General features: G+C 32.2%; 17 protein-coding genes. 1 reads left to right on the forward strand and 16 read right to left on the reverse strand.

The window, feature by feature from the left end; translation table 11 throughout:
* Positions 1 to 19: 19 nt before the first annotated feature.
* From priA to gmk, 4 genes are all read right to left on the reverse strand, one after another.
* Positions 20 to 2,428: a primosomal protein N' gene (gene priA, locus Q4528_RS07425; RefSeq protein ID WP_046466597.1), complete on the reverse strand. Its 2,409-nt coding sequence runs from the start codon at positions 2,426 to 2,428 to the stop codon at positions 20 to 22.
* Complete coding sequence (gene coaBC, locus Q4528_RS07430; RefSeq protein ID WP_107999693.1) at positions 2,428 to 3,627, reverse strand: bifunctional phosphopantothenoylcysteine decarboxylase/phosphopantothenate--cysteine ligase CoaBC; 1,200 nt, start codon at positions 3,625 to 3,627, stop codon at positions 2,428 to 2,430. Before coaBC ends, priA begins: the two co-directional genes overlap by 1 nt.
* Before the next feature lie 220 nt (positions 3,628 to 3,847).
* The gene (rpoZ, locus tag Q4528_RS07435) at positions 3,848 to 4,060 is read right to left on the reverse strand and encodes a DNA-directed RNA polymerase subunit omega (RefSeq protein WP_017637145.1); all 213 of its coding nucleotides are present in this window, start codon (positions 4,058 to 4,060) and stop codon (positions 3,848 to 3,850) included.
* Positions 4,060 to 4,683 carry a guanylate kinase gene (gmk, locus tag Q4528_RS07440; RefSeq protein WP_017637146.1) on the reverse strand — a complete coding sequence of 208 codons (624 nt, stop codon included), beginning with the start codon at positions 4,681 to 4,683 and terminating at the stop codon, positions 4,060 to 4,062. The genes rpoZ and gmk overlap by 1 nt, the downstream gene beginning before the upstream one ends.
* Positions 4,684 to 4,876: 193 nt before the next feature.
* Between gmk and Q4528_RS07445 the strand changes: the two genes are divergently transcribed.
* Complete coding sequence (locus Q4528_RS07445; protein ID WP_046466595.1) at positions 4,877 to 6,583, forward strand: Rqc2 family fibronectin-binding protein; 1,707 nt, start codon at positions 4,877 to 4,879, stop codon at positions 6,581 to 6,583.
* Positions 6,584 to 6,714: 131 nt separating this feature from the next.
* On the opposite strand, the gene Q4528_RS07450 is transcribed toward Q4528_RS07445, so the two are convergent.
* The 12 genes from Q4528_RS07450 to lspA all read right to left on the reverse strand — a co-directional run bounded on the left by Q4528_RS07450 (position 6,715) and on the right by lspA (position 19,523).
* Positions 6,715 to 7,122 (reverse strand): VOC family protein, encoded by a 408-nt coding sequence (locus Q4528_RS07450; protein WP_017637148.1) that lies wholly within the window; start codon positions 7,120 to 7,122, stop codon positions 6,715 to 6,717.
* A 448-nt stretch (positions 7,123 to 7,570) separates the two neighbouring features.
* Entirely contained in the window at positions 7,571 to 7,795 is a 225-nt protein-coding gene (locus Q4528_RS07455; protein WP_017637149.1) for a hypothetical protein, read from the reverse strand.
* Positions 7,796 to 7,820: 25 nt separating this feature from the next.
* Complete coding sequence (gene pyrE / locus Q4528_RS07460) at positions 7,821 to 8,432, reverse strand: orotate phosphoribosyltransferase (protein WP_017637150.1); 612 nt, start codon at positions 8,430 to 8,432, stop codon at positions 7,821 to 7,823.
* A complete protein-coding gene (gene pyrF / locus Q4528_RS07465; protein WP_017637151.1) occupies positions 8,433 to 9,125 on the reverse strand; it encodes an orotidine-5'-phosphate decarboxylase in 693 nt (230 codons plus the stop codon).
* A 110-nt stretch (positions 9,126 to 9,235) separates the two neighbouring features.
* Positions 9,236 to 12,409, reverse strand: a complete 3,174-nt coding sequence (gene carB / locus Q4528_RS07470) for a carbamoyl-phosphate synthase large subunit (RefSeq protein WP_017637152.1) — start codon at positions 12,407 to 12,409, stop codon at positions 9,236 to 9,238.
* Positions 12,402 to 13,502: a carbamoyl phosphate synthase small subunit gene (locus tag Q4528_RS07475; RefSeq protein WP_017637153.1), complete on the reverse strand. Its 1,101-nt coding sequence runs from the start codon at positions 13,500 to 13,502 to the stop codon at positions 12,402 to 12,404. Before Q4528_RS07475 ends, carB begins: the two co-directional genes overlap by 8 nt.
* A complete protein-coding gene (gene pyrC, locus Q4528_RS07480; RefSeq protein WP_017637154.1) occupies positions 13,503 to 14,780 on the reverse strand; it encodes a dihydroorotase in 1,278 nt (425 codons plus the stop codon).
* A gap of 18 nt (positions 14,781 to 14,798) precedes the next feature.
* Positions 14,799 to 15,680: an aspartate carbamoyltransferase catalytic subunit gene (locus Q4528_RS07485; protein WP_029055474.1), complete on the reverse strand. Its 882-nt coding sequence runs from the start codon at positions 15,678 to 15,680 to the stop codon at positions 14,799 to 14,801.
* 24 nt (positions 15,681 to 15,704) lie between these two features.
* Positions 15,705 to 16,997: a uracil-xanthine permease family protein gene (locus Q4528_RS07490; RefSeq protein ID WP_303521112.1), complete on the reverse strand. Its 1,293-nt coding sequence runs from the start codon at positions 16,995 to 16,997 to the stop codon at positions 15,705 to 15,707.
* 192 nt (positions 16,998 to 17,189) lie between these two features.
* Positions 17,190 to 17,717, reverse strand: coding sequence for a bifunctional pyr operon transcriptional regulator/uracil phosphoribosyltransferase PyrR (gene pyrR, locus Q4528_RS07495; protein WP_303521114.1), 528 nt, complete (start codon positions 17,715 to 17,717; stop codon positions 17,190 to 17,192).
* A 400-nt stretch (positions 17,718 to 18,117) separates the two neighbouring features.
* On the reverse strand, positions 18,118 to 19,035 hold the full coding sequence (locus tag Q4528_RS07500) for an RluA family pseudouridine synthase (RefSeq protein WP_117239309.1): 918 nt from the start codon (positions 19,033 to 19,035) through the stop codon (positions 18,118 to 18,120).
* Positions 19,036 to 19,046: 11 nt separating this feature from the next.
* Entirely contained in the window at positions 19,047 to 19,523 is a 477-nt protein-coding gene (gene lspA, locus Q4528_RS07505; protein WP_029055477.1) for a signal peptidase II, read from the reverse strand.
* Positions 19,524 to 19,652: the final 129 nt, after the last annotated feature.

Genomic DNA, 19,652 nt, shown 5'->3' on the forward strand with positions numbered 1-19,652 from the left:
CTCAATGGCTTTTTTATGTCTACATCATCATTTGTGGGTTGATATCTATTTTTAATGCTAATTTATCTTTAACATACTTGTCATGATAATAATCATCTAAATATGTTAATGCTTTGTGCAATTCTGGTTCTCTTTTATATTTAACTAGAATTTGGAAGCGGTACTCGTTGTTAATTCTTGATAAAGCCGCAGGAGAAGGACCGAGGACAAGGGCTTGATCAGTTAGATGTTGTAACAATATTTTATGAATATGTTTAGAAGCTTCCATTACTTTTTTCATTTCTTTATGTGAAATTGTAAAATTAATTAAAAAGTAATAAGGAGGATACTTACCTAATTTGCGATAACTCATTTCTTGTTGATAAAAAGTTAAATAATCATTTTTCTTAACATCTTCAATTGCGTAATGTTCAGGATTATATGTTTGAATAATTACTTGCCCTTCTTTTTCATGACGTCCTGCTCGTCCAGCTACTTGTGTTAATAGTTGATATGTGCGTTCGCTAGCTCTAAAATCAGGTAAATTTAACATTGTATCTGCATTTAGAACACCTACTAATGTGATATTAGGATAATCTAATCCTTTAGCTATCATTTGTGTGCCTAAAAGAATATCTCCTTTACCATTTTCAAAATCATTAAGTAATTTTTCATGAGCACCTTTACGTGATGTTGTATCTACGTCCATACGAATGATTTTTGCATCTTCGAATTCTTGCTGGAGTAATTCTTCAACTCTTTGTGTACCAGTCCCTACTTGTCTAATATGTTCACTTTCACAATTAGGACATTTATTAGGTGGCGTTTCTTGATAACCACAATAGTGACATTTCAATTGATCAGTTGTTTTGTGATACGTTAATGAAATATCACAGTTTGGACACTGTGGTACGTGACCACAATCACGGCAAAGCATAAATGAAGCATATCCTCTTCTATTTAAAAATAGTACGATTTGTTCATTATGGTCTAAACAATGTTGAATGGCTTGTCTAAGTGTAGAAGAAAACATTGAACGGTTCCCTTCTGCAAGTTCCTCACGCATATCCACAATATTAATAGCAGGCAGCGCTTGATTATTAACACGATTAGGTAATGTTAATAATTGATAAACGTCTTTTTCTGCACGTGCATATGTTTCCAAACTTGGAGTTGCACTTCCTAGTATGACTGGACAATGATGATAACGACTACGCCATTGTGCTATATCTCGCGCATGATATCTTGGATAATCTTCTTGCTTATATGTAGATTCATGTTCTTCGTCTATAATAATTAGACCTAAATTTTTAAATGGAGCAAATATACTTGAGCGAGCACCTACACTGACTTGTGCACGACCATCACGTATCTTTTGCCATTCATCATATCTTTCACCATTTGAAAGACCTGAATGTAACACCGCAACATCATCACCAAATCGGCGTTTAACCCGTAATACCATTTGTGGTGTTAAAGCAATTTCGGGTACGAGCATCATAGCTTGTTTACCTTGATTTAATGCTGTTTCAATAGTTTGTAAGTATACTTCTGTTTTCCCCGATCCTGTGACACCATGTAATAAAAATGTTCTCTCTTCATTTGCATCTATTTTTGCTTTAATCGCATCGAAAGCATTTTGTTGATCATTCGTTAATTGACGATTATTTTCTTTCTCAAAAATACGATTTGCAAAAGGATCTCTTTCAACTTCAGCGTCATACTTTTCTAAATAACCTTTTTTAATTAATGTATCTAAACTTGATTTAGAGAATCCCATTTCATCTAATTCTTTGATAAACACATCTCGGTGTCTTTCATCTAACAAGTAAGCATATAAATCATATTGCTTAATTGATTTTTCTAATTTATTTAAAATTTCGTCTGGATTACCTATATCCGTTACTTTAACAGCACGTTGTGTTTTCTTTTTAATATTTTGCGATAAGATAGTAGTTTCTTTAATGACATGTTGCTTTAATAAATCATCTAAATATCCTAAATCGTTATTTTTTTGTGCATCTTTATAAAAATAATATCCATCTTTATTAAATCTTTTTAAAATAGATTCTGATATGTCATTACCCTTTACAATTTCGAACGCTTTTTGATATTTAGCTTTAATTGCATTAGGCAACATGACTTCTAAAACTGAAATACGTTTTGTTAAATGATAATGACTAAGCCACTCACTAAGTTCAATTAATTCAGGTGTTAATTCTGGTTTGATGTCTTGAATCTCTTTGATTTCTTTAAGTTTACTGAAGTCAATGTCTTCGTCAGGTTGATCTTGAATACTCATAACATACCCTTGAATTGTTCTTGGTCCAAACGGTACTATCACACGTACCCCTATTTGAACGAATGATTGCAATCGTTCAGGTATAATATAGTCAAATTTAAAATCAACACTTTTAGAAGGTATATCTACAATAACCTTTGCTATCATTATTGCCACCTAGTTTCTAATTCATCTAAAATTTCGTTAGCAATTTCAACTTTTTTGCCTTTCTTTATATTGACCATATCTTGGTTTTTAAAATGCATCGTTAATTCATTTTCATCTGAATTAAAACCAATTGATTTATCACCAACATTATTGGAAATAATCACATCCGCATTTTTTCTTTTTAATTTATCTTGAGCATATTGTTCAATATTTTGAGTTTCTGCAGCAAAACCAACTAAATACTGATCCTGTTTATGTTCACCAAGATACTTAAGAATATCCTGAGTACGTTTAAATTTTACAGTTAAATCGCCATCTTGCTTTTTCATTTTATGATCTAACACTTCAGATGGAGTGTAATCAGATACAGCTGCGGCTTTAATAACGATATCTTGAGTATCATAGTATTGTAATGTTTCTTCAAACATCTCTTTTGCACTTTCAACTCGAATAACATTCACACCTTTAGGATCATCTAATTGGGTTGGCCCACTAACTAGCGTGACATTAGCACCACGTTTTTGTAATGCAGTTGCTATTGCGAATCCCATTTTTCCTGATGAACGATTTGATACAAATCTAACTGGATCGATGACTTCAACTGTAGGACCTGCAGTAACAAGAGCATTTTTACCTTTAAATGAACTTTCAATTTGTGTCTCATGTTGATTAAAGTATTGATTAATGACTGACACAATTTGTAAAGGTTCTTCCATACGTCCTTTAGCAACATATCCGCACGCTAAATAACCGTCCCCAGGTTCTATAAATTGGTACCCATCAGATTTTAAAGTCTCTATATTATGTTGTGTTCGTTTATTTTCGTACATGTGTACATTCATAGCTGGAGCGATAAATGTTTGTGTTTCTGTTGCTAATAAAGTTGACGTTATCATATCATCTGCAATACCGACACTTAACTTTGCAATTGTATTTGCAGTCGCTGGCGCTACGATAATAACATCTGCCCAATCGCCAAGTGCAACGTGTTGGATTTCTTGAGGATTTTCTTCTTTAAAAGTATTTGTATAAACTGGATTTTTACTAATAGATTGAAAGGCTAATGGTGTAACAAATTCTTGTGCATGATTTGATAACATCACACGTACTTCATAACCTGCTTGAGTTAATTTACTAGTTAAATCTATAGCTTTATATGCAGCTATACCGCCCGTAACCGCTAATAAAATATGTTTCATTATTGTGTTCTCCTTAAATACATTTTCAATTCAATCAATTTATTTCCCTGATTAGAACTTTGCTCGTTTGTTTATTCAACAAGATGTTATTCAAATTTATATTAATTATACACAAATTATCAATGATATTAAAAAAACACACCTTATATAAGTGATATATTCATTACAACTCATGTAATAACATATCTCAAAAAAGGTGTGTACATTTATTTTAATGTGATTATCCTAAAAATTCGTTAGGAATAACTGGTGAAACTTTACCATCAGCAATTTCTTCTAGTGCTTTACCAACAGGTTTAGCTGAAATGTATTTACTTTCTAAAGCTGTTTCTGGTTTTTCATCTAATTCACGAGCTCTTTTTGCAGCAGTAGTAGCGATAAGATATTTAGATGTAATCTTACCTGTTAATTGGTTTAAAGGTGGATTTAACATTATTTTTTTGCCTCCAGTATCATTTTTCTATATTTAGCTTCTATTCTTTCACGTTTAAGGTGTTCAGCTTCGACGATTGATTGAATTTTGTTTTTGGCTAACTCTACTTCATCGTTAACCACAACATAATCATATAAATTCATCATTTCTACTTCTTTTCGTGCTTCGCTAACACGACTTTGAATTTTCTCATCTGATTCTGTCCCTCTACCTACTAAACGATCTCTTAAATCATCTAGACTTGGTGGAGCTAAGAAAATAAATAATGCTTCAGGGAATTTCTTTCTAACTTGTTTTGCACCTTCGACTTCAATTTCTAGAAATACATCATGTCCTTGGTCCATCGTATCTCTAACATATTGAACAGGCGTACCATAGTAATTACCTACATACTCGGCATATTCAATAAATTGATCATCTTTAATTAATGCTTCAAATTCATCTTTTGTTTTGAAGAAGTAATCTACACCATCAATTTCACCCTCGCGCATGCTACGAGTAGTCATCGATATAGAATACTTATACGAAGTATTGGGATCTTCAAATATTTTCTTTCTAACAGTTCCTTTACCTACACCAGAAGGACCTGAAAGAACTATTAACAATCCTTTTTCATTATCCATGCCTTACGACCTTTCTAAGCTATTCTTCTATTATTTAAATATGATATCATATTGCACTTGAAATTGTATAGAGATACTTTTAGCGACTCATTATACATTTTTCATAATAAGTTAAATTAAACAAGAATCATGACCGTACGAATGATGCATGTTACAATAATGAGAATGAATAATAAGAAGGTGGCAGATATCAATGGCATATGATGGCCTATTTACAAAACAGATGGTTGATTCCTTACAAGATTTAGTTACAGGACGCATCCATAAAGTTAATCAACCCGAAAATGATACGATAATTATTGTTGTACGCCAAAACCGTCAAAATCATCAACTACTTTTATCTATACATCCAAGCTTTTCAAGGTTGCAATTAACGAATAAAAAATATGATAATCCATTCGACCCACCTATGTTTGCTCGTGTCTTCCGTAAACATCTAGAAGGTGGCATTATTAAAGCTATTCGTCAAATTGGTAATGATAGACGTGTAGAAATTGATGTACAAAGTAAAGATGAAATCGGCGATACTATGTATAGAACGATTATATTAGAAATTATGGGTAAACATAGTAATTTAATATTAGTTGATGAAAATCGAAAAATCATCGAAGGATTTAAACATCTTACACCTAATACAAACCAATATCGTACAGTAATGCCTGGTTTCCAATATGAAGCCCCTCCAACTCAACATAAGTTAAACCCTTATGAAGTGTCAGGTTCTGAAGCATTAAAACATATTGATTTCAATGCAGGTAAAATTGCTAAACAACTGTTAAATACTTTCGAAGGTTTTAGCCCGTTAATTACAAATGAAATCGTTAATCGTCGTCAGTTTATGACGCCCGAGACTTTACCTGAAGCATATGATGAAGTCATGGCTGAGACACTAGAAACACCTACCCCTGTATTTCATAAAAATCATCAATCTGGTAAAGAAGATTTTTACTTCATGACTTTAAATCAATTTTATGATGATATAGTAACTTATGACTCTTTAAATGATTTATTAGATCGTTATTATGATGCACGAGGAGAACGTGAGCGCGTCAAACAACGTGCTAATGATTTAGTGCGTTTTGTCCAACAACAACTTCATAAATATCAAAACAAATTAAGCAAACTCATGCATGAATATGAAGGAACTAAAGATAAAGATAATTATCAATTGTATGGGGAATTAATAACAGCAAATATTTATCGTATAAATCAAGGAGACGAATCTGTAACAGTACTCAATTATTATAATAATGAAGAGATTACAATTCCCTTGAATCCAACGAAATCTCCTTCTGTTAATGCACAATATTATTATAGACAATACAATCGTATGAAAACGCGTGAACATGAACTTCAACGTCAAATTCAGTTAACTAAAGAAAACATTGACTATTTCACTGGTATTGAACAGCAATTAGAACATATAACGGTAAATGAAATCGATGATATTCGTGACGAATTAGCAGATCAAGGATTTATGAAACAGCGTAAAAATGTTAAGAAAAAGAAAAATGCTAAAATACAGCTTCAATCTTATCTTTCAACAGATGGAGATACGATATTAGTAGGTAAAAATAATAAACAAAATGATTATCTCACTAATAAAAAAGCACAGAAAAATCATATATGGTTCCATACGAAAGACATCCCAGGTTCGCATGTTGTTATTCTAAATGATTCACCTTCAGAAGAAACTATTAAAGAAGCGGCTATGCTCGCTGGTTACTTCTCTAAAGCTGGAAATTCAGGTCAAATTCCTGTTGACTATACCGAAATAAAACATGTCCATAAACCTTCTGGTGCAAAACCAGGATTTGTCACTTATGACAAGCAAAAAACTTTATATGCAACTCCAGATTATGATCATATTCAACATATGAAATCTGAAAGTTTAACTTAATTTAAATATAAAGAGGACTGATTACGCATATATGAAGTGCACCCCAAAAGTTAGACTTAAAATCTAACTTTATGGATTTCAGCACAATATATGACACGTAACCAGTCCTTTTTAATTATATAAATATTTTGTTAGTGCTTATCTGGTAATGCAAGTTGGAAACTGACACCAAATTTATCTTGTACCCATGCAAATTCGCGATATGGTGGCATTTCAGTTTTAGGCATTAAAATAGCGCCTTCTTTTTTTAGTCCACTGAAAAGTCTTTCCATTTCCATTGTATCTTTAACAGTGACATAAAGTGACATTGCAGGATTCATTGGTAATTCTTCTCCATTGTTTGCATCAATAGCCATAAAAACTTGACCATTTAGTGTGAATATCGAATGTTGAACAGTTCCAGGTGTTCCAGGTCCATCTTCATCATATTTAACCATCGTTATAATTTCACTATCTTCAAATAAGCTTGTATATAAATTAATTGCTTCTTCTGCTTGATCATTAAACATTAAAAATGTCGTTATTTTTGGTATTTCCATTTTAATCCCCCTATAAGTGTTGTTTAAATTATTATCAATACTTATCCATAGTTTAACATGCGTGTCTTAATTTTGTTGACTATACCCACTTTTAAGATTTTAGCTATTTATAATATTTTTGTTAGATGTAGTTTTTTAATTTTGACTTATATGTTTGAACGGTTAAAATTAAATTAAGTGAAAAGGAGGCCATAATATGACACATTTACTTATTCCTCTATTGATATTAGTAATTGTTTTACTAATTGGATGGCTATTAACTAAATTATTTATTCGTTAAAGTAATATAAAAAAGAAACGGCGTTAGAGTGTTGTTAAACTGATGTGCCCTTATAAAGTTAGATTTTTAGTACAACTTTAGGGTTCAGTACAAACATTGACTAATCGCCGTTTTTTTAATTCATTGCTTTTAAATTAATAATCATGTAGTTTAAATCATTATTTCGGACTACAATTCACCTTTAGTACGTAAGTTTTCCTTTGCTTTTTTGAAAATATCACTTGTATGTTCAAAAGCATTATAATTCATTTCTTTTTGAAATTTGGATACTGTACTTTCATTTTCTTGGACATCGAGTTGAGTTGTATTTCTAAAATCTTCCCGTCGACTTAAAAATGCATTGCAGTGTTTTAATGACGAGTACAGATGATTATCATGTTTCTGCTTTAACATTTTACATCCCACCTATAAACCTATCTTATGATAAGTTATCTCTCCAATCAACTAAAGTCTGAATGTCATTTTCAGAAATTTCTCCACGCTCTTTTGCTACTTCAATCAATTCATTATAATTACTTAAAGTGTAAAAAGGAATTTGTGCTTGTTTGAATGTATCATCTGCTTTAGCTAGACCATAAGTAAATATGGCAACAACGCCTAACACTTCTGCGCCAGCTTCTTTAAGGGCATCTACTGCTGTTACTGATGATCCACCAGTAGAAATTAAATCTTCAACAACCACTACTTTTTTGCCTTTACTTTTGGCACCTTCAATTTGATTTTGTTTACCATGGCTTTTACTTTTCGAACGAACATAGTTCATTGGTAACTCCATTTTTTCTGAAATATACGCAGCATGTGGTATACCTGCTGTTGCAGTACCAGAAATAATTTCTACGTCTTCAAATTTTTCATTAATAAGTTTGATTAAACCATCTCTAATAGCATTTCGTACTTCTGGATAGCCTAATGTTACTCTGTTATCGCAATAAATTGGTGATTTAATACCTGAACTCCATGTAAATAAATCATTTGGTGATAATGATACTGCTTCAATATCTAGTAGTGATTTTGCAATTTCTTTAGCCATTTAACCTAACCAACTTTCTTTTATTTTTTGATAACTTTCAACTGGATTGTCACTTTGAGTAATTGGTCGACCAACAACAATATGTGTTGATCCTAATTTTTTAGCTTGCTCCGGTGTAGTGATTCGTTTTTGATCATTTTGCGCAGCACCTTGAGGTCTAATGCCAGGCGTTACCTTCATAAAATCTTCGCCTAATTCTTTAGTTAACAATTCCGCTTCCAATGGTGAGCAAACGACACCATCAAGACCTGCTTGTTGAGTCAATCGAGCATAATTTAGAACTGCTTCTTCAATCGTTGTTTGTATATTTTGTTCATTATTTAACTGTTCTTGAGTTGTTGATGTTAATTGAGTAACAGCAATGATTTTTATATCTTTGTTGTGTTGACGTAATCCTTCAATAGCTGCTTCCATCATCGTCTTACCACCAGCTGCATGAACATTTACTAAATCTACATCTAATTTTGCTAACCCTTGCATTGCTTTATTTACTGTATTGGGGATGTCATGTAATTTTAAATCAAGAAATATACTATGACCTCTATCTTTAATTGATTTAATTAAATCAGGTCCTGTTTGATAAAATAATTCCATTCCAACTTTTACAAATAATGGTTCATTAAATTGATCTAAAAATGCATTAACTTTATCTGCAGATTCAAAATCTAATGCAATAATTGGTAATTGTTTCATTATGTACTCCTTATATTGAAAGTTCTTCAATCAAAGTCTAATAACTAAGAATTGAAGAACTTATCTAAATTAAAATGTAGTTTCAAAATATTAAATTATATTGAATTAGTTTACATATTTCGCATCGTAAATGTCATACTCTCAATAACATTAGTTAAAGCGCTAGCAGTATCTAATGATGTTAAACATGGAATACCATTTTCAACTGTTGTACGACGAATTTGGAATCCATCTCTTTCCACTTCTTTACCTTTTGTCATTGTGTTAATAACGATTTGAACGTCACCATTTTGAATACGTGTAAGCAAGTCATTTTCTCCACCGATTTTGCCTACAACTTCTGCTGGTATATTATTTTGTTTTAATTTTTCAGCAGTCCCCTTAGTTGCTAGAATCTTATAACCTACTTCATTAAGACGGTGTGCAATTTTGACTATTTCGTCTTTATCTTTATTGCTTACTGTCATTAATACTGTACCGTGATCTTTGACTTCAAATCCACTACCAGTTAACCCTTTGTATAGCGCTTTTTCTAATGTTTGATCTTTACCCATTACTTCACCTGTAGATTTCATTTCAGGCCCTAGAGTAATGTCTACATTTTTCAGTTTATTAAAGCTAAATACTGGTGCTTTAACAAATACACCTTCTGAATACGGTTGAATACCTTCTTTATAGCCTAAAGATGATAATTTCGTACCCATGATTGCTTGCATAGCTAATTGTGCCATTTGAATGTCAGTAATTTTACTTAAAAATGGTACTGTTCGACTTGAACGAGGATTTACCTCTAGAACATAAACACCATCATGTGCAATTACAAATTGAATATTGATTAATCCAATAATATTTAAACCTTTAGCTAATCTAATTGTGTAATCTTCAAGTGTTTTAATTTCTTCTTGAGATAGTGTTTGAGGTGGGTATACTGCAATAGAATCACCACTGTGTACACCTGCACGTTCAATATGTTCCATTATTCCTGGAATAATGACTGTTTCTCCATCTGAAATAGCATCGACTTCAATTTCTTTACCAGTTAAATATCTATCAACTAATACTGGATGTTCTGGACTAGCTTTAACAGCTTGTGTCATATAATTTTCTAACTCATCATCACTATCTACAATTTCCATAGCACGACCACCAAGCACATAAGATGGTCTAACTACAACTGGATATCCAATATTACGCGCGTTTTCTAACGCTTCTTTTGGTGATGTTGCAGTTTTACCTTGAGGTTGTGGTACATCGATAGTATGAAGTAATGCTTCAAATTCTTTTCTATCTTCAGCACGGTTTAAGTTTTCTAAAGAAGTTCCTAGTACTTGTACGCCATGTTTTGCTAATTTGTCAGCAAGGTTAATTGCTGTTTGTCCACCAAACTGTACAACTACACCTTTAGGTTTTTCAAGATTAATAATACTCATTACATCTTCTTCTGTTAATGGTTCAAAATATAATTTATCTGAAATTGAAAAATCTGTTGATACAGTTTCAGGGTTATTATTTACAATAATTGCTTCATAACCAGCATTTTGTATTGCCCAGACAGCATGAACTGTTGCATAGTCAAATTCTACACCTTGTCCAATTCGAATAGGTCCAGATCCTAATACAAGAATTTTTTCTTTATCAGTAACAATAGATTCATTTTCAGTTTCATAAGTACCATAGTAATAAGGTGTTGTAGACTCAAATTCAGCAGCACATGTATCTACCATTTTGTACACTGGAGTAATATTATTTTCAATTCGTAATTGATAAACTTCTTCTTCTGTCATATCAAAACGATGTGCAATAACTCTATCACTGAATCCATAATCTTTAGCATATTTAAGGTATTCTAAATCACCTTGATGTGCTTTAAGTTCATGTTCAATGTTGATAATATTTTGGAATTTATTTAAGAAGAAATAATCAATTTTAGTCATTTCATGAATTTCTTCTAAAGTTGTTCCACGACGTATGGCCTCACCTATAAAGAATAATCTTTCATCATCTTGATGACTAATACGTTCTTTAATGTAGTCTAAATCAAAGCTTTCACCGTTTGGTAATCCTAAATGATGTACGCCGTATTCTAATGAACGAATCGCTTTTAATAAAGATTCTTCATATGTGCGTCCTATTGCCATTACTTCTCCAGTTGCTTTCATTTGAGTACCTAATTCACGCTCACCTTTTTCGAATTTATCAAATGGGAAACGTGGTATTTTTGAAATAACGTAGTCTAGTGTAGGTTCAAATGCAGCATAAGAAGTTCCAGTAATTGGATTTAACATTTCATCTAGTGTTAAACCTACAGCAATTTTGGCTGCTAACTTCGCAATTGGATAACCTGTTGCTTTAGATGCTAATGCTGATGAACGAGATACACGTGGGTTTACTTCAATAATGTAATAGTTGTATGAATCTGGATCTAAAGCTAGTTGTACGTTACATCCACCTTCAATTCCTAAAGCGCGAATAACTTTTAATGACACATCACGTAGCATTTGATATTCGACGTCTGATAGTGTCTGACTTGGCGCAACAACAATTGAGTCACCAGTGTGTATACCAACTGGGTCAATATTCTCCATATTACAAACTACGATTGCATTATCATTTTTATCACGCATAACTTCATATTCAATTTCTTTAAATCCAGCAATTGATTTTTCAATTAAACATTGTGTAGCAGGACTATAATGAAGACCATTGGTAACAACTTCTTTTAAGTCATCATCGTTGTAGCAAATACCGCCACCAGTTCCTCCCATTGTGAATGCAGGACGAACGATTAATGGATAGCCAACTTCTTCTTTAAATTTAAAAGCTTGTTCTACTGTATTTACGATGTCACTTTCAGGTACTGGAACATTTAAATCATTCATTAACGTTCTAAATAATTCACGGTCTTCAGCTTGTTGAATTGATTCTAATTCAGTACCAAGTAACTTCACATTATTTGCGGCTAATACACCACTATCGTGTAATTGAATAGCCATATTCAAACCAGTTTGACCACCTAATGTAGGAAGTAATGCATCGGGTTGTTCTTTGCGAATAATACGTGCAATAAAATCGTGTGTTAATGGTTCAATATAAACTTTATCTGCAATTTCTTTATCTGTCATAATCGTCGCTGGATTTGAGTTAACTAATATAACTCTATATCCTTCTTCTTTAAGTGCAAGACAAGCTTGAGTTCCTGCATAATCAAATTCCGCAGCTTGCCCAATAATAATTGGACCCGATCCTACTACTAAAATTGTTTGAATATCGTTACGCTTAGGCATTTACATTACGCTCCTTTTCTATGAACTCGTTCATCATTGTTATAAATTCATCAAATAAATAATTCGAATCGCTTGGGCCTGGTCTTGCTTCAGGATGATATTGAACAGAAAAAGCAGGTAAAGTCTTATGTCTTAAACCTTCAACAGTTCCATCATTTAAAGCAATATGAGTAACCTCTAAATCAGTGTTTTCTAAAGAATCTTTATCGATTGAATAACCATGGTTTTGACTTGTAATGTCAACTTTACCTGTTTTTAAGTTTTTAACAGGATGGTTAGCGCCTCGATGACCAAACTTCATTTTGAATGATTTAGCACCTTGGGATAATGCGAATAATTGGTGTCCTAGGCAAATTCCAAAGAATGGAATTTTACCAAGAATACCTTTAATCATTTGAATAGCTACTTCTACTTCATCTGGATCTCCAGGTCCATTTGATAGCATTACGCCATCTGGTGACATCTTCAATATTTCTTCAGCAGATGTGTCGTATGGCACAACTGTCACATTGCACCCTCGCATATTTAATTCTCGTACAATATTTTGCTTTTTACCAAAGTCAAGAAGTACAACGCTTAAATCTGCTCCAGTAGATACATAAGGTGTTTTTGTAGAAACAGTTGATACTTCGTCTCTAGGTAATTCAGTTGTTTTAAGATGTTCAACTAAGCTTTCAATTTCATCTTTGTTATCTGTAAATCCAGCTCTTAATACACCATGTTGGCGAATTTTACGTGTGATACTTCTAGTATCAACACCTGAGATACCAGGTATTTGATATTGAACTAATACTTCATGTAATGTCTTTTGATTACGGAAATTACTTGGATGTGTACTTGCTTCTTTGACTACTACACCATTTAATGTAGGTGTTAAAGATTCAAAGTCATCTCTATTAATTCCATAATTTCCAATTAATGGATACGTAAATGTAATAATTTGACCTGTATATGAAGGGTCAGAAATTGTTTCTTGATAACCTGTCATTGCTGTGTTAAAAACAATTTCACCAATCGATAATTCATCTGAACCTAGCTGGTATCCTTCATAATAAGAACCGTCTTCAAATACTAGATAACGTTTTGAAAGCATTTATTTTTCCTCCTTAAATACAACTTCACCTTTTATCATAGTTAATACGGGATGTCCGTATACTTTCTCACCAATAAATGGTGTATTGTCAGCTTTTGATAAGAAATCTTCACTTCTAATTTCTTTTTCATTTTCTAAATCAATAATAGTAATATCAGCATAACTATCTTTGTGTAGTTTTCCGTAGTTAAGATTAAAGATTGTAGCTGGTTTAATTGTTAAATAATCAATTAATTGTTTTAATGACCAATTACCATTTCTTACGAAGTGTGTATATAGTAATGGGAATGCTGTTTCACTACCTACAATTCCAAATGGTGCTTTAGTCATAGGTTGTTCTTTTTCTTCTTTAGCGTGTGGCGCATGGTCTGTAGCAATACAATCAATTGTACCGTCTAATAATCCTTCTAATAATGCGTCACGATCTTCTGTACTTCTTAATGGTGGATTCATTTTATAATTAGCATCATCACCTGGAACATCATTTTCTGTTAATAATAAGTGATGTGGCGTTACTTCAGCTGTAACATGAATGCCTGCTTTTTTAGCATCGCGAATAACACGGACACTTTCTTTAGTTGATACGTGACAAACATGATAATGACATCCTGCTGCTTCAGCTAATAAAACATCTCTTGCAATTTGAACTGATTCACAAACATTTGGAATACCAGGAATACCTAGTTCTTCACTACGTTTACCTTTATGCATAGCGCCGCCATAAATTAAGCTATTGTCTTCACAATGAGCAACAATTGGCTTTTTAACTTTAGCAGCTTGCTTCATAGCAGCGTACATCATACTCGCTTGTTGTACACCGACGCCATCGTCTGTGAACGCAAACACACCTTCTTTAGCTAAAGCTTCGAAATCCACTAACTCTTTACCAGCTTGTCTAGTTGTAATTGAAGCATAGGGTAATACGCGAACTTGAGCTGTTTCAGAAATTCTTTCTCTTAACGCTCTTACATTTTCAACTGAATCTGGTACTGGTCTTGTATTAGGCATAGGGCAAATTGTAGTAAATCCACCTCTAGCTGCTGCTTTTGTACCTGTTTCAATTGTCTCTTTGTGTTCACCACCTGGTTCACGTAAATGCACATGTACATCTACAAATCCTGGTGCGATTAAATTTCCTTTAGCATCAATGACTTCAATATCGTCAGATGATGCATCTATTTTAGTACTGATCGTTTTAATTCTTTTACCTTCGATTAAAATATCTGTATTTTTCAATTTTCCGTTCTTAATAATTTTACCGTTTTTAATTAATTTCATGATTCAAATACCCCTTCCTTATTGTAAAAGCTCATCAATAACTGCCATTCTCAAATACATACCGTTTTCCATTTGCTTAAATATTCGAGACTTAGGTGCCTCTACCAATTCGCTTTCGATTTCTACTCCTCTATTTACAGGAGCCGGATGCATGACAATAGCTTCTTCTTTTAATTTATCATATCTTTCCCTAGTTAACCCATATTGTTGATGATAATTTTCAGCTTCAAAATTGGCCTTTCCAGTAATACCATGTCTTTCATGCTGAACTCTTAGCAACATCACAATATCTACTTGGTTAATCACATCATCAATATTTACATATGATGCCTCTATTGTATCGTCTACCCATTCTTCGGGGCTCGCGAACATTACATTTGCACCTAATGCTTTTAAACTATGAAAATTACTTCTAGCTACTCGAGAATTTTTGATGTCACCACAAATTAATACATTTAGACCTTCAAATTTTCCATACTCTTCATAAATTGTCATTAAATCAAGTAAACTTTGTGTTGGATGTTGACCACTACCATCCCCACCGTTAGCTATAGGGATATTTAAATTATTTAATTCTTCATAATATGCATTTTGAGAATGTCTAATTACAAGTAAATTAACACCAATACTTTCTAAAGTTTTACAAGTATCATACAAGGATTCACCCTTTTGAACTGATGATGTACTTGTCTCAAAATTAACTAAATTCAATCCTAACTTTTGTTCGGCAACTTCAAAACTACATTTTGTTCTAGTTGAATTTTCAAAGAACAAATTAGCTACAAATTTATCTTTGTATTGCGGTACATTAACTTCTCCAGATTTAAATTGACTTGCTTTTTTAACTAAGCTAAAAATTTCATCGTTTGATAAATCTTCCATTGATAATAAATGTTCCATTGTTTGCCTCCTCAGTTAAACTGATTATTTTTTAGGTAAGATTAAATTTAAAATAATACCTGATAATGCTGATAATGCCATTCCTTCAAGCTGAAGATTTATGCCAATACCTTTTAAATTGATAAGTAGATTTCCAATACCAATTACTAAAATGACAGATGCTATTACCAAGTTTCTATTGTTAGCAAAATCAACATTACTCTCAACAATCATTCTTAAACCACTTGCGGCGATAATACCGAATAATAGTATAGATACACCACCCATGACTGGTGTTGGTATTGAAGAAATAAGTGCTGTGAATTTTCCTATAAATGCGAGTACTATCGCTATGACAGCTGCGCCACCAATAACGTAAATACTATAAATTTTAGTAATCGCTAGAACGCCAATGTTCTCACCGTATGTTGTACTTGGTGGTCCTCCGATAATACTTGCAACCATCGTTGATACACCGTCACCGATAATTGATTTGTCTAATCCTGGATCTTTAAAGAAATTTTTACCTACAATTTTATTAATGACCATTTGATGTCCAATATGTTCACTAACTGTCACAAAAACTACTGGTATCATCACTAGTACCAATCCTAGGTGAAACGATGGTACATAATCTTTAAATGGTAGATAAATATCTGGGAAATCTAACCATTTAGCTTTAGCTATTGGCGCAAATTTTACTAATCCCATAAATATTGAAACGATATAACCTACAATAATACCGATTAAAACTGGTATGAGGGATAAGAATCCTTTGAAAAAACCTTGCACAATAATAGTTACTATTAAAGTGATTAACGCTACTACTAAATAACTTAAATTGTAACCTTTCATGTCTCCTGAATTTTCATACATTGCCATGTTTACTGCTGTAGGTGCAAGACTTAAACCGATAACCATGATTACTGGTCCAACCACAACAGGTGGTAATAATTTCATTAGCCATTCTGTTCCACTAAATCGTATACATATACCGATAATGACGTACATTAATGCACTCATGAATAATGCAACTAACATGTCTCCTAAACTATGTGTACTTAACCCAGTAATGATTGGAGTGATAAAAGCGAAACTAGAACCCAAATAAGCAGGTATTTTGGCTTTTGTTATTAATATGTATAATAATGTTCCGATTCCAGATGCTAATAATGCAGCTGATATTGGTAGTCCTGTTAAAAATGGTACAAGTACAGTCGATCCAAACATCGCAAATAAATGTTGTAAACTTAAGAATGCCCATTGGCCTGCTTTTGGTTTATCTTTAACATCTAATACTGGTTTTACTGTACGTTCAAACATTTGTTCATTTTCCATAATGATTCATTTCCTCTCATAAAAAAATCTCTTTACATACAGTTATGCAAAGAGACTAAAGTCAATGATATGAATCATAAGCAATATGTATCTATAGTCATATAAGTTTACATAACTATATTACAGTTAGTTAAATGCTTATATAATTCAATTCACCTTTTTCAGTCTCTCGTACTGTTTTAAAAGGATATATTATTCAATTACTACCGCATTCGTTGAATCCTTTTTCGTTAAGAATACTTTCACTGATTCATCTCGTGCAGTAGGTATATTTTTCCCTACAAAATCTGCTCGAATTGGAAGTTCTCTATGGCCTCGATCAACAAGTGTTGCCAAACCAATTTTAATTGGTCTAGAGTGTAATAGTATAGCATCTAATGACGCTCTTACAGTTCTTCCTGTATATAAAACATCGTCCACGATGACAACAACTTTTCCTGTGATGTCTACATCAATCTCAAATGCTTTATCAAAAGATTGCTTTGAAACTTGATCAATGTCATCTCGAAATTGTGTAATATCAATTGTACCTGTTGGAACAAGTTGTTGCTCAATCATATTAATTTTTTCTTGAATACGGTAAGCAAGGTAAGCACCTCGCGTTTTAATGCCCAATAATACTAAATCTTCTGTACCTTTGTTATACTCAAGAATTTCATGTGCAATTCGAGTTACTGTACGTTGTATTGCTGCTTCATCCATAATGATGCGTTCAGACATTTCCTCACCTCATAAATTAACATGAAAAAAACCTCACATCTTTAACAAGACATGAGGTTGATATATAGATAATGTGTAATTGAGATATAATCACATACACATTTTCATTCATTTACATGAGTTACAATTCTTTAAAAAACTTTCTATAAAAGTATATAAAGGTAGTAACATTAATGTAGATTAAGTATCATTTTCATGTCTTTGAAGCCTCTCTGGACTTACATTTAAAGACTTACGATTTTTTTATTTAAACTGTTATTAGTTTAATCCTAAAACTATAATTAGTCAACGGTCATATGAATATTTTTTTATTTATCTTTATAAGTTTATGACTTATGTCTAGACTTTAATTAAAAGTTTCTCAACTCAAATATTGAACTATATGATTTATCAAACTATATTAAGCATCTCTTTTTCTAATATCATCTAATAAATCTTCAAATTCTTGTGGTAATTTAGCTGTTTTTTCAATATATTCATGAGTTACTGGATGTTCAAAACCAATGACTCCTGCGTGTAAAGCTTGTCCACCAATATCTAATGTTTTCTTAGGACCATATTTAGGGTCCCCAACTAATGGGAATCCAATATATTTCATATGTACACGGATTTGGTGAGTACGACCTGTTTCTAACTCGCACTCAATTAATGTGTAGTCTTTAAAATGTTCTAATACATTGAAATGTGTTACTGCTTCTTTTCCATCATCTACGACAGCCATAGCTTGGCGGTCTTTTTTATTACGTCCAATAGGTGCGTCTACAGTTCCATAATCATGTGGAATATTGCCATGTACTAATGCGACATATTTACGTTTAACTGATTTCGCCATTAATTGCTCAACTAAGCCTCGATGCGCAATATCATTTTTAGCAACCATTAACAATCCTGAAGTATCCATATCAATTCTGTGAACGATGCCTGGGCGTATTTCACCATTAATACCTGATAAATCTTTAATTTGATACATCAATCCATTGACTAAAGTACCTGTATAATGACCAGGTGATGGATGAACAACCATACCTTTAGGTTTATATACAATAGCTACATCGTTATCTTCATAAAAAATATCAAGATTTAAATTTTCTGGCGTGATATCCGCTTCTACGACCTCTTGTTCTGTTACGATAATATGATCGTTTTGTTTAACTTTATAGTTTGGTTTTACCACTTTATCATTTACTTTTACTAAATCTTCTTTGATCCAATCTTGAATCTGACTACGTGACCAATCGCTATTCAATTCAGGTAATACTTTATCTAATCTTTGACCTACATAATTATTATCTGAAATTTGATATTCATATGTTTCCATTACCTTACCTCCTATTCTTTATTTGTTGTATCTTTAAGTAAAGCTATAATTATTAAAATTACACCAATTGTTAAACTTGAATCGGCAATATTAAATATTGGAAAATCATATCCAAAAATATTTGTGTCGATAAAATCAACAACTTCTCCATTAAACAAACGATCTATAAAATTCCCTAAAGCGCCTGCGAACAACAAACTAACAGCTAATTGCATAAATAAATTGTACTTAGCTTCTTTAATAAAGAATAATACGAGTATGATTAATATAATTACTGTAATGATATAAAAGAAAAACATTTTTCCACTTAAAATACCCCAAGCAGCACCATTATTTCTATGGGATGTTATATTTAAAAAATTTGGTATTACTTCGTAGGAATCCCCTATTTTCATTGAACTAGCAATTATCCATTTTGTTATTTGGTCAATGACTAAAATAAAAATGACTACGAATAATGAAATACCAGTATAATATTTCTTTTTCATTCATGTGCCTCCATTCAAAACCATTCATCACTTTTTTACAACATCTTTTATTATATCTTAATCAAGTATATAAAAACAGGATAGCCTAAAAATAAATACGATGTACATAATGAAATAATTTTATTTGCT

Source organism: Staphylococcus pasteuri (assembly GCF_030547725.1).
GTDB classification, from domain to species: Bacteria; Bacillota; Bacilli; order Staphylococcales; family Staphylococcaceae; genus Staphylococcus; species Staphylococcus pasteuri.

Excerpts from the sequence above, each read along its gene's own strand:
- priA (WP_046466597.1), bottom strand. The coding sequence starts at position 2,428 with ATGATAGCAAAGGTTATTGTAGATATACCTTCTAAAAGTGTTGATTTT.
- coaBC (WP_107999693.1), bottom strand. The coding sequence starts at position 3,627 with ATGAAACATATTTTATTAGCGGTTACGGGCGGTATAGCTGCATATAAA.
- rpoZ (WP_017637145.1), bottom strand. The coding sequence starts at position 4,060 with ATGTTAAATCCACCTTTAAACCAATTAACAGGTAAGATTACATCTAAA.
- gmk (WP_017637146.1), bottom strand. The coding sequence starts at position 4,683 with ATGGATAATGAAAAAGGATTGTTAATAGTTCTTTCAGGTCCTTCTGGT.
- Q4528_RS07445 (WP_046466595.1), top strand. The coding sequence starts at position 4,877 with ATGGCATATGATGGCCTATTTACAAAACAGATGGTTGATTCCTTACAA.
- Q4528_RS07450 (WP_017637148.1), bottom strand. The coding sequence starts at position 7,122 with ATGGAAATACCAAAAATAACGACATTTTTAATGTTTAATGATCAAGCA.
- Q4528_RS07455 (WP_017637149.1), bottom strand. The coding sequence starts at position 7,795 with ATGTTAAAGCAGAAACATGATAATCATCTGTACTCGTCATTAAAACAC.
- pyrE (WP_017637150.1), bottom strand. The coding sequence starts at position 8,432 with ATGGCTAAAGAAATTGCAAAATCACTACTAGATATTGAAGCAGTATCA.
- pyrF (WP_017637151.1), bottom strand. The coding sequence starts at position 9,125 with ATGAAACAATTACCAATTATTGCATTAGATTTTGAATCTGCAGATAAA.
- carB (WP_017637152.1), bottom strand. The coding sequence starts at position 12,409 with ATGCCTAAGCGTAACGATATTCAAACAATTTTAGTAGTAGGATCGGGT.
- Q4528_RS07475 (WP_017637153.1), bottom strand. The coding sequence starts at position 13,502 with ATGCTTTCAAAACGTTATCTAGTATTTGAAGACGGTTCTTATTATGAA.
- pyrC (WP_017637154.1), bottom strand. The coding sequence starts at position 14,780 with ATGAAATTAATTAAAAACGGTAAAATTATTAAGAACGGAAAATTGAAA.
- Q4528_RS07485 (WP_029055474.1), bottom strand. The coding sequence starts at position 15,680 with ATGGAACATTTATTATCAATGGAAGATTTATCAAACGATGAAATTTTT.
- Q4528_RS07490 (WP_303521112.1), bottom strand. The coding sequence starts at position 16,997 with ATGGAAAATGAACAAATGTTTGAACGTACAGTAAAACCAGTATTAGAT.
- pyrR (WP_303521114.1), bottom strand. The coding sequence starts at position 17,717 with ATGTCTGAACGCATCATTATGGATGAAGCAGCAATACAACGTACAGTA.
- Q4528_RS07500 (WP_117239309.1), bottom strand. The coding sequence starts at position 19,035 with ATGGAAACATATGAATATCAAATTTCAGATAATAATTATGTAGGTCAA.
- lspA (WP_029055477.1), bottom strand. The coding sequence starts at position 19,523 with ATGAAAAAGAAATATTATACTGGTATTTCATTATTCGTAGTCATTTTT.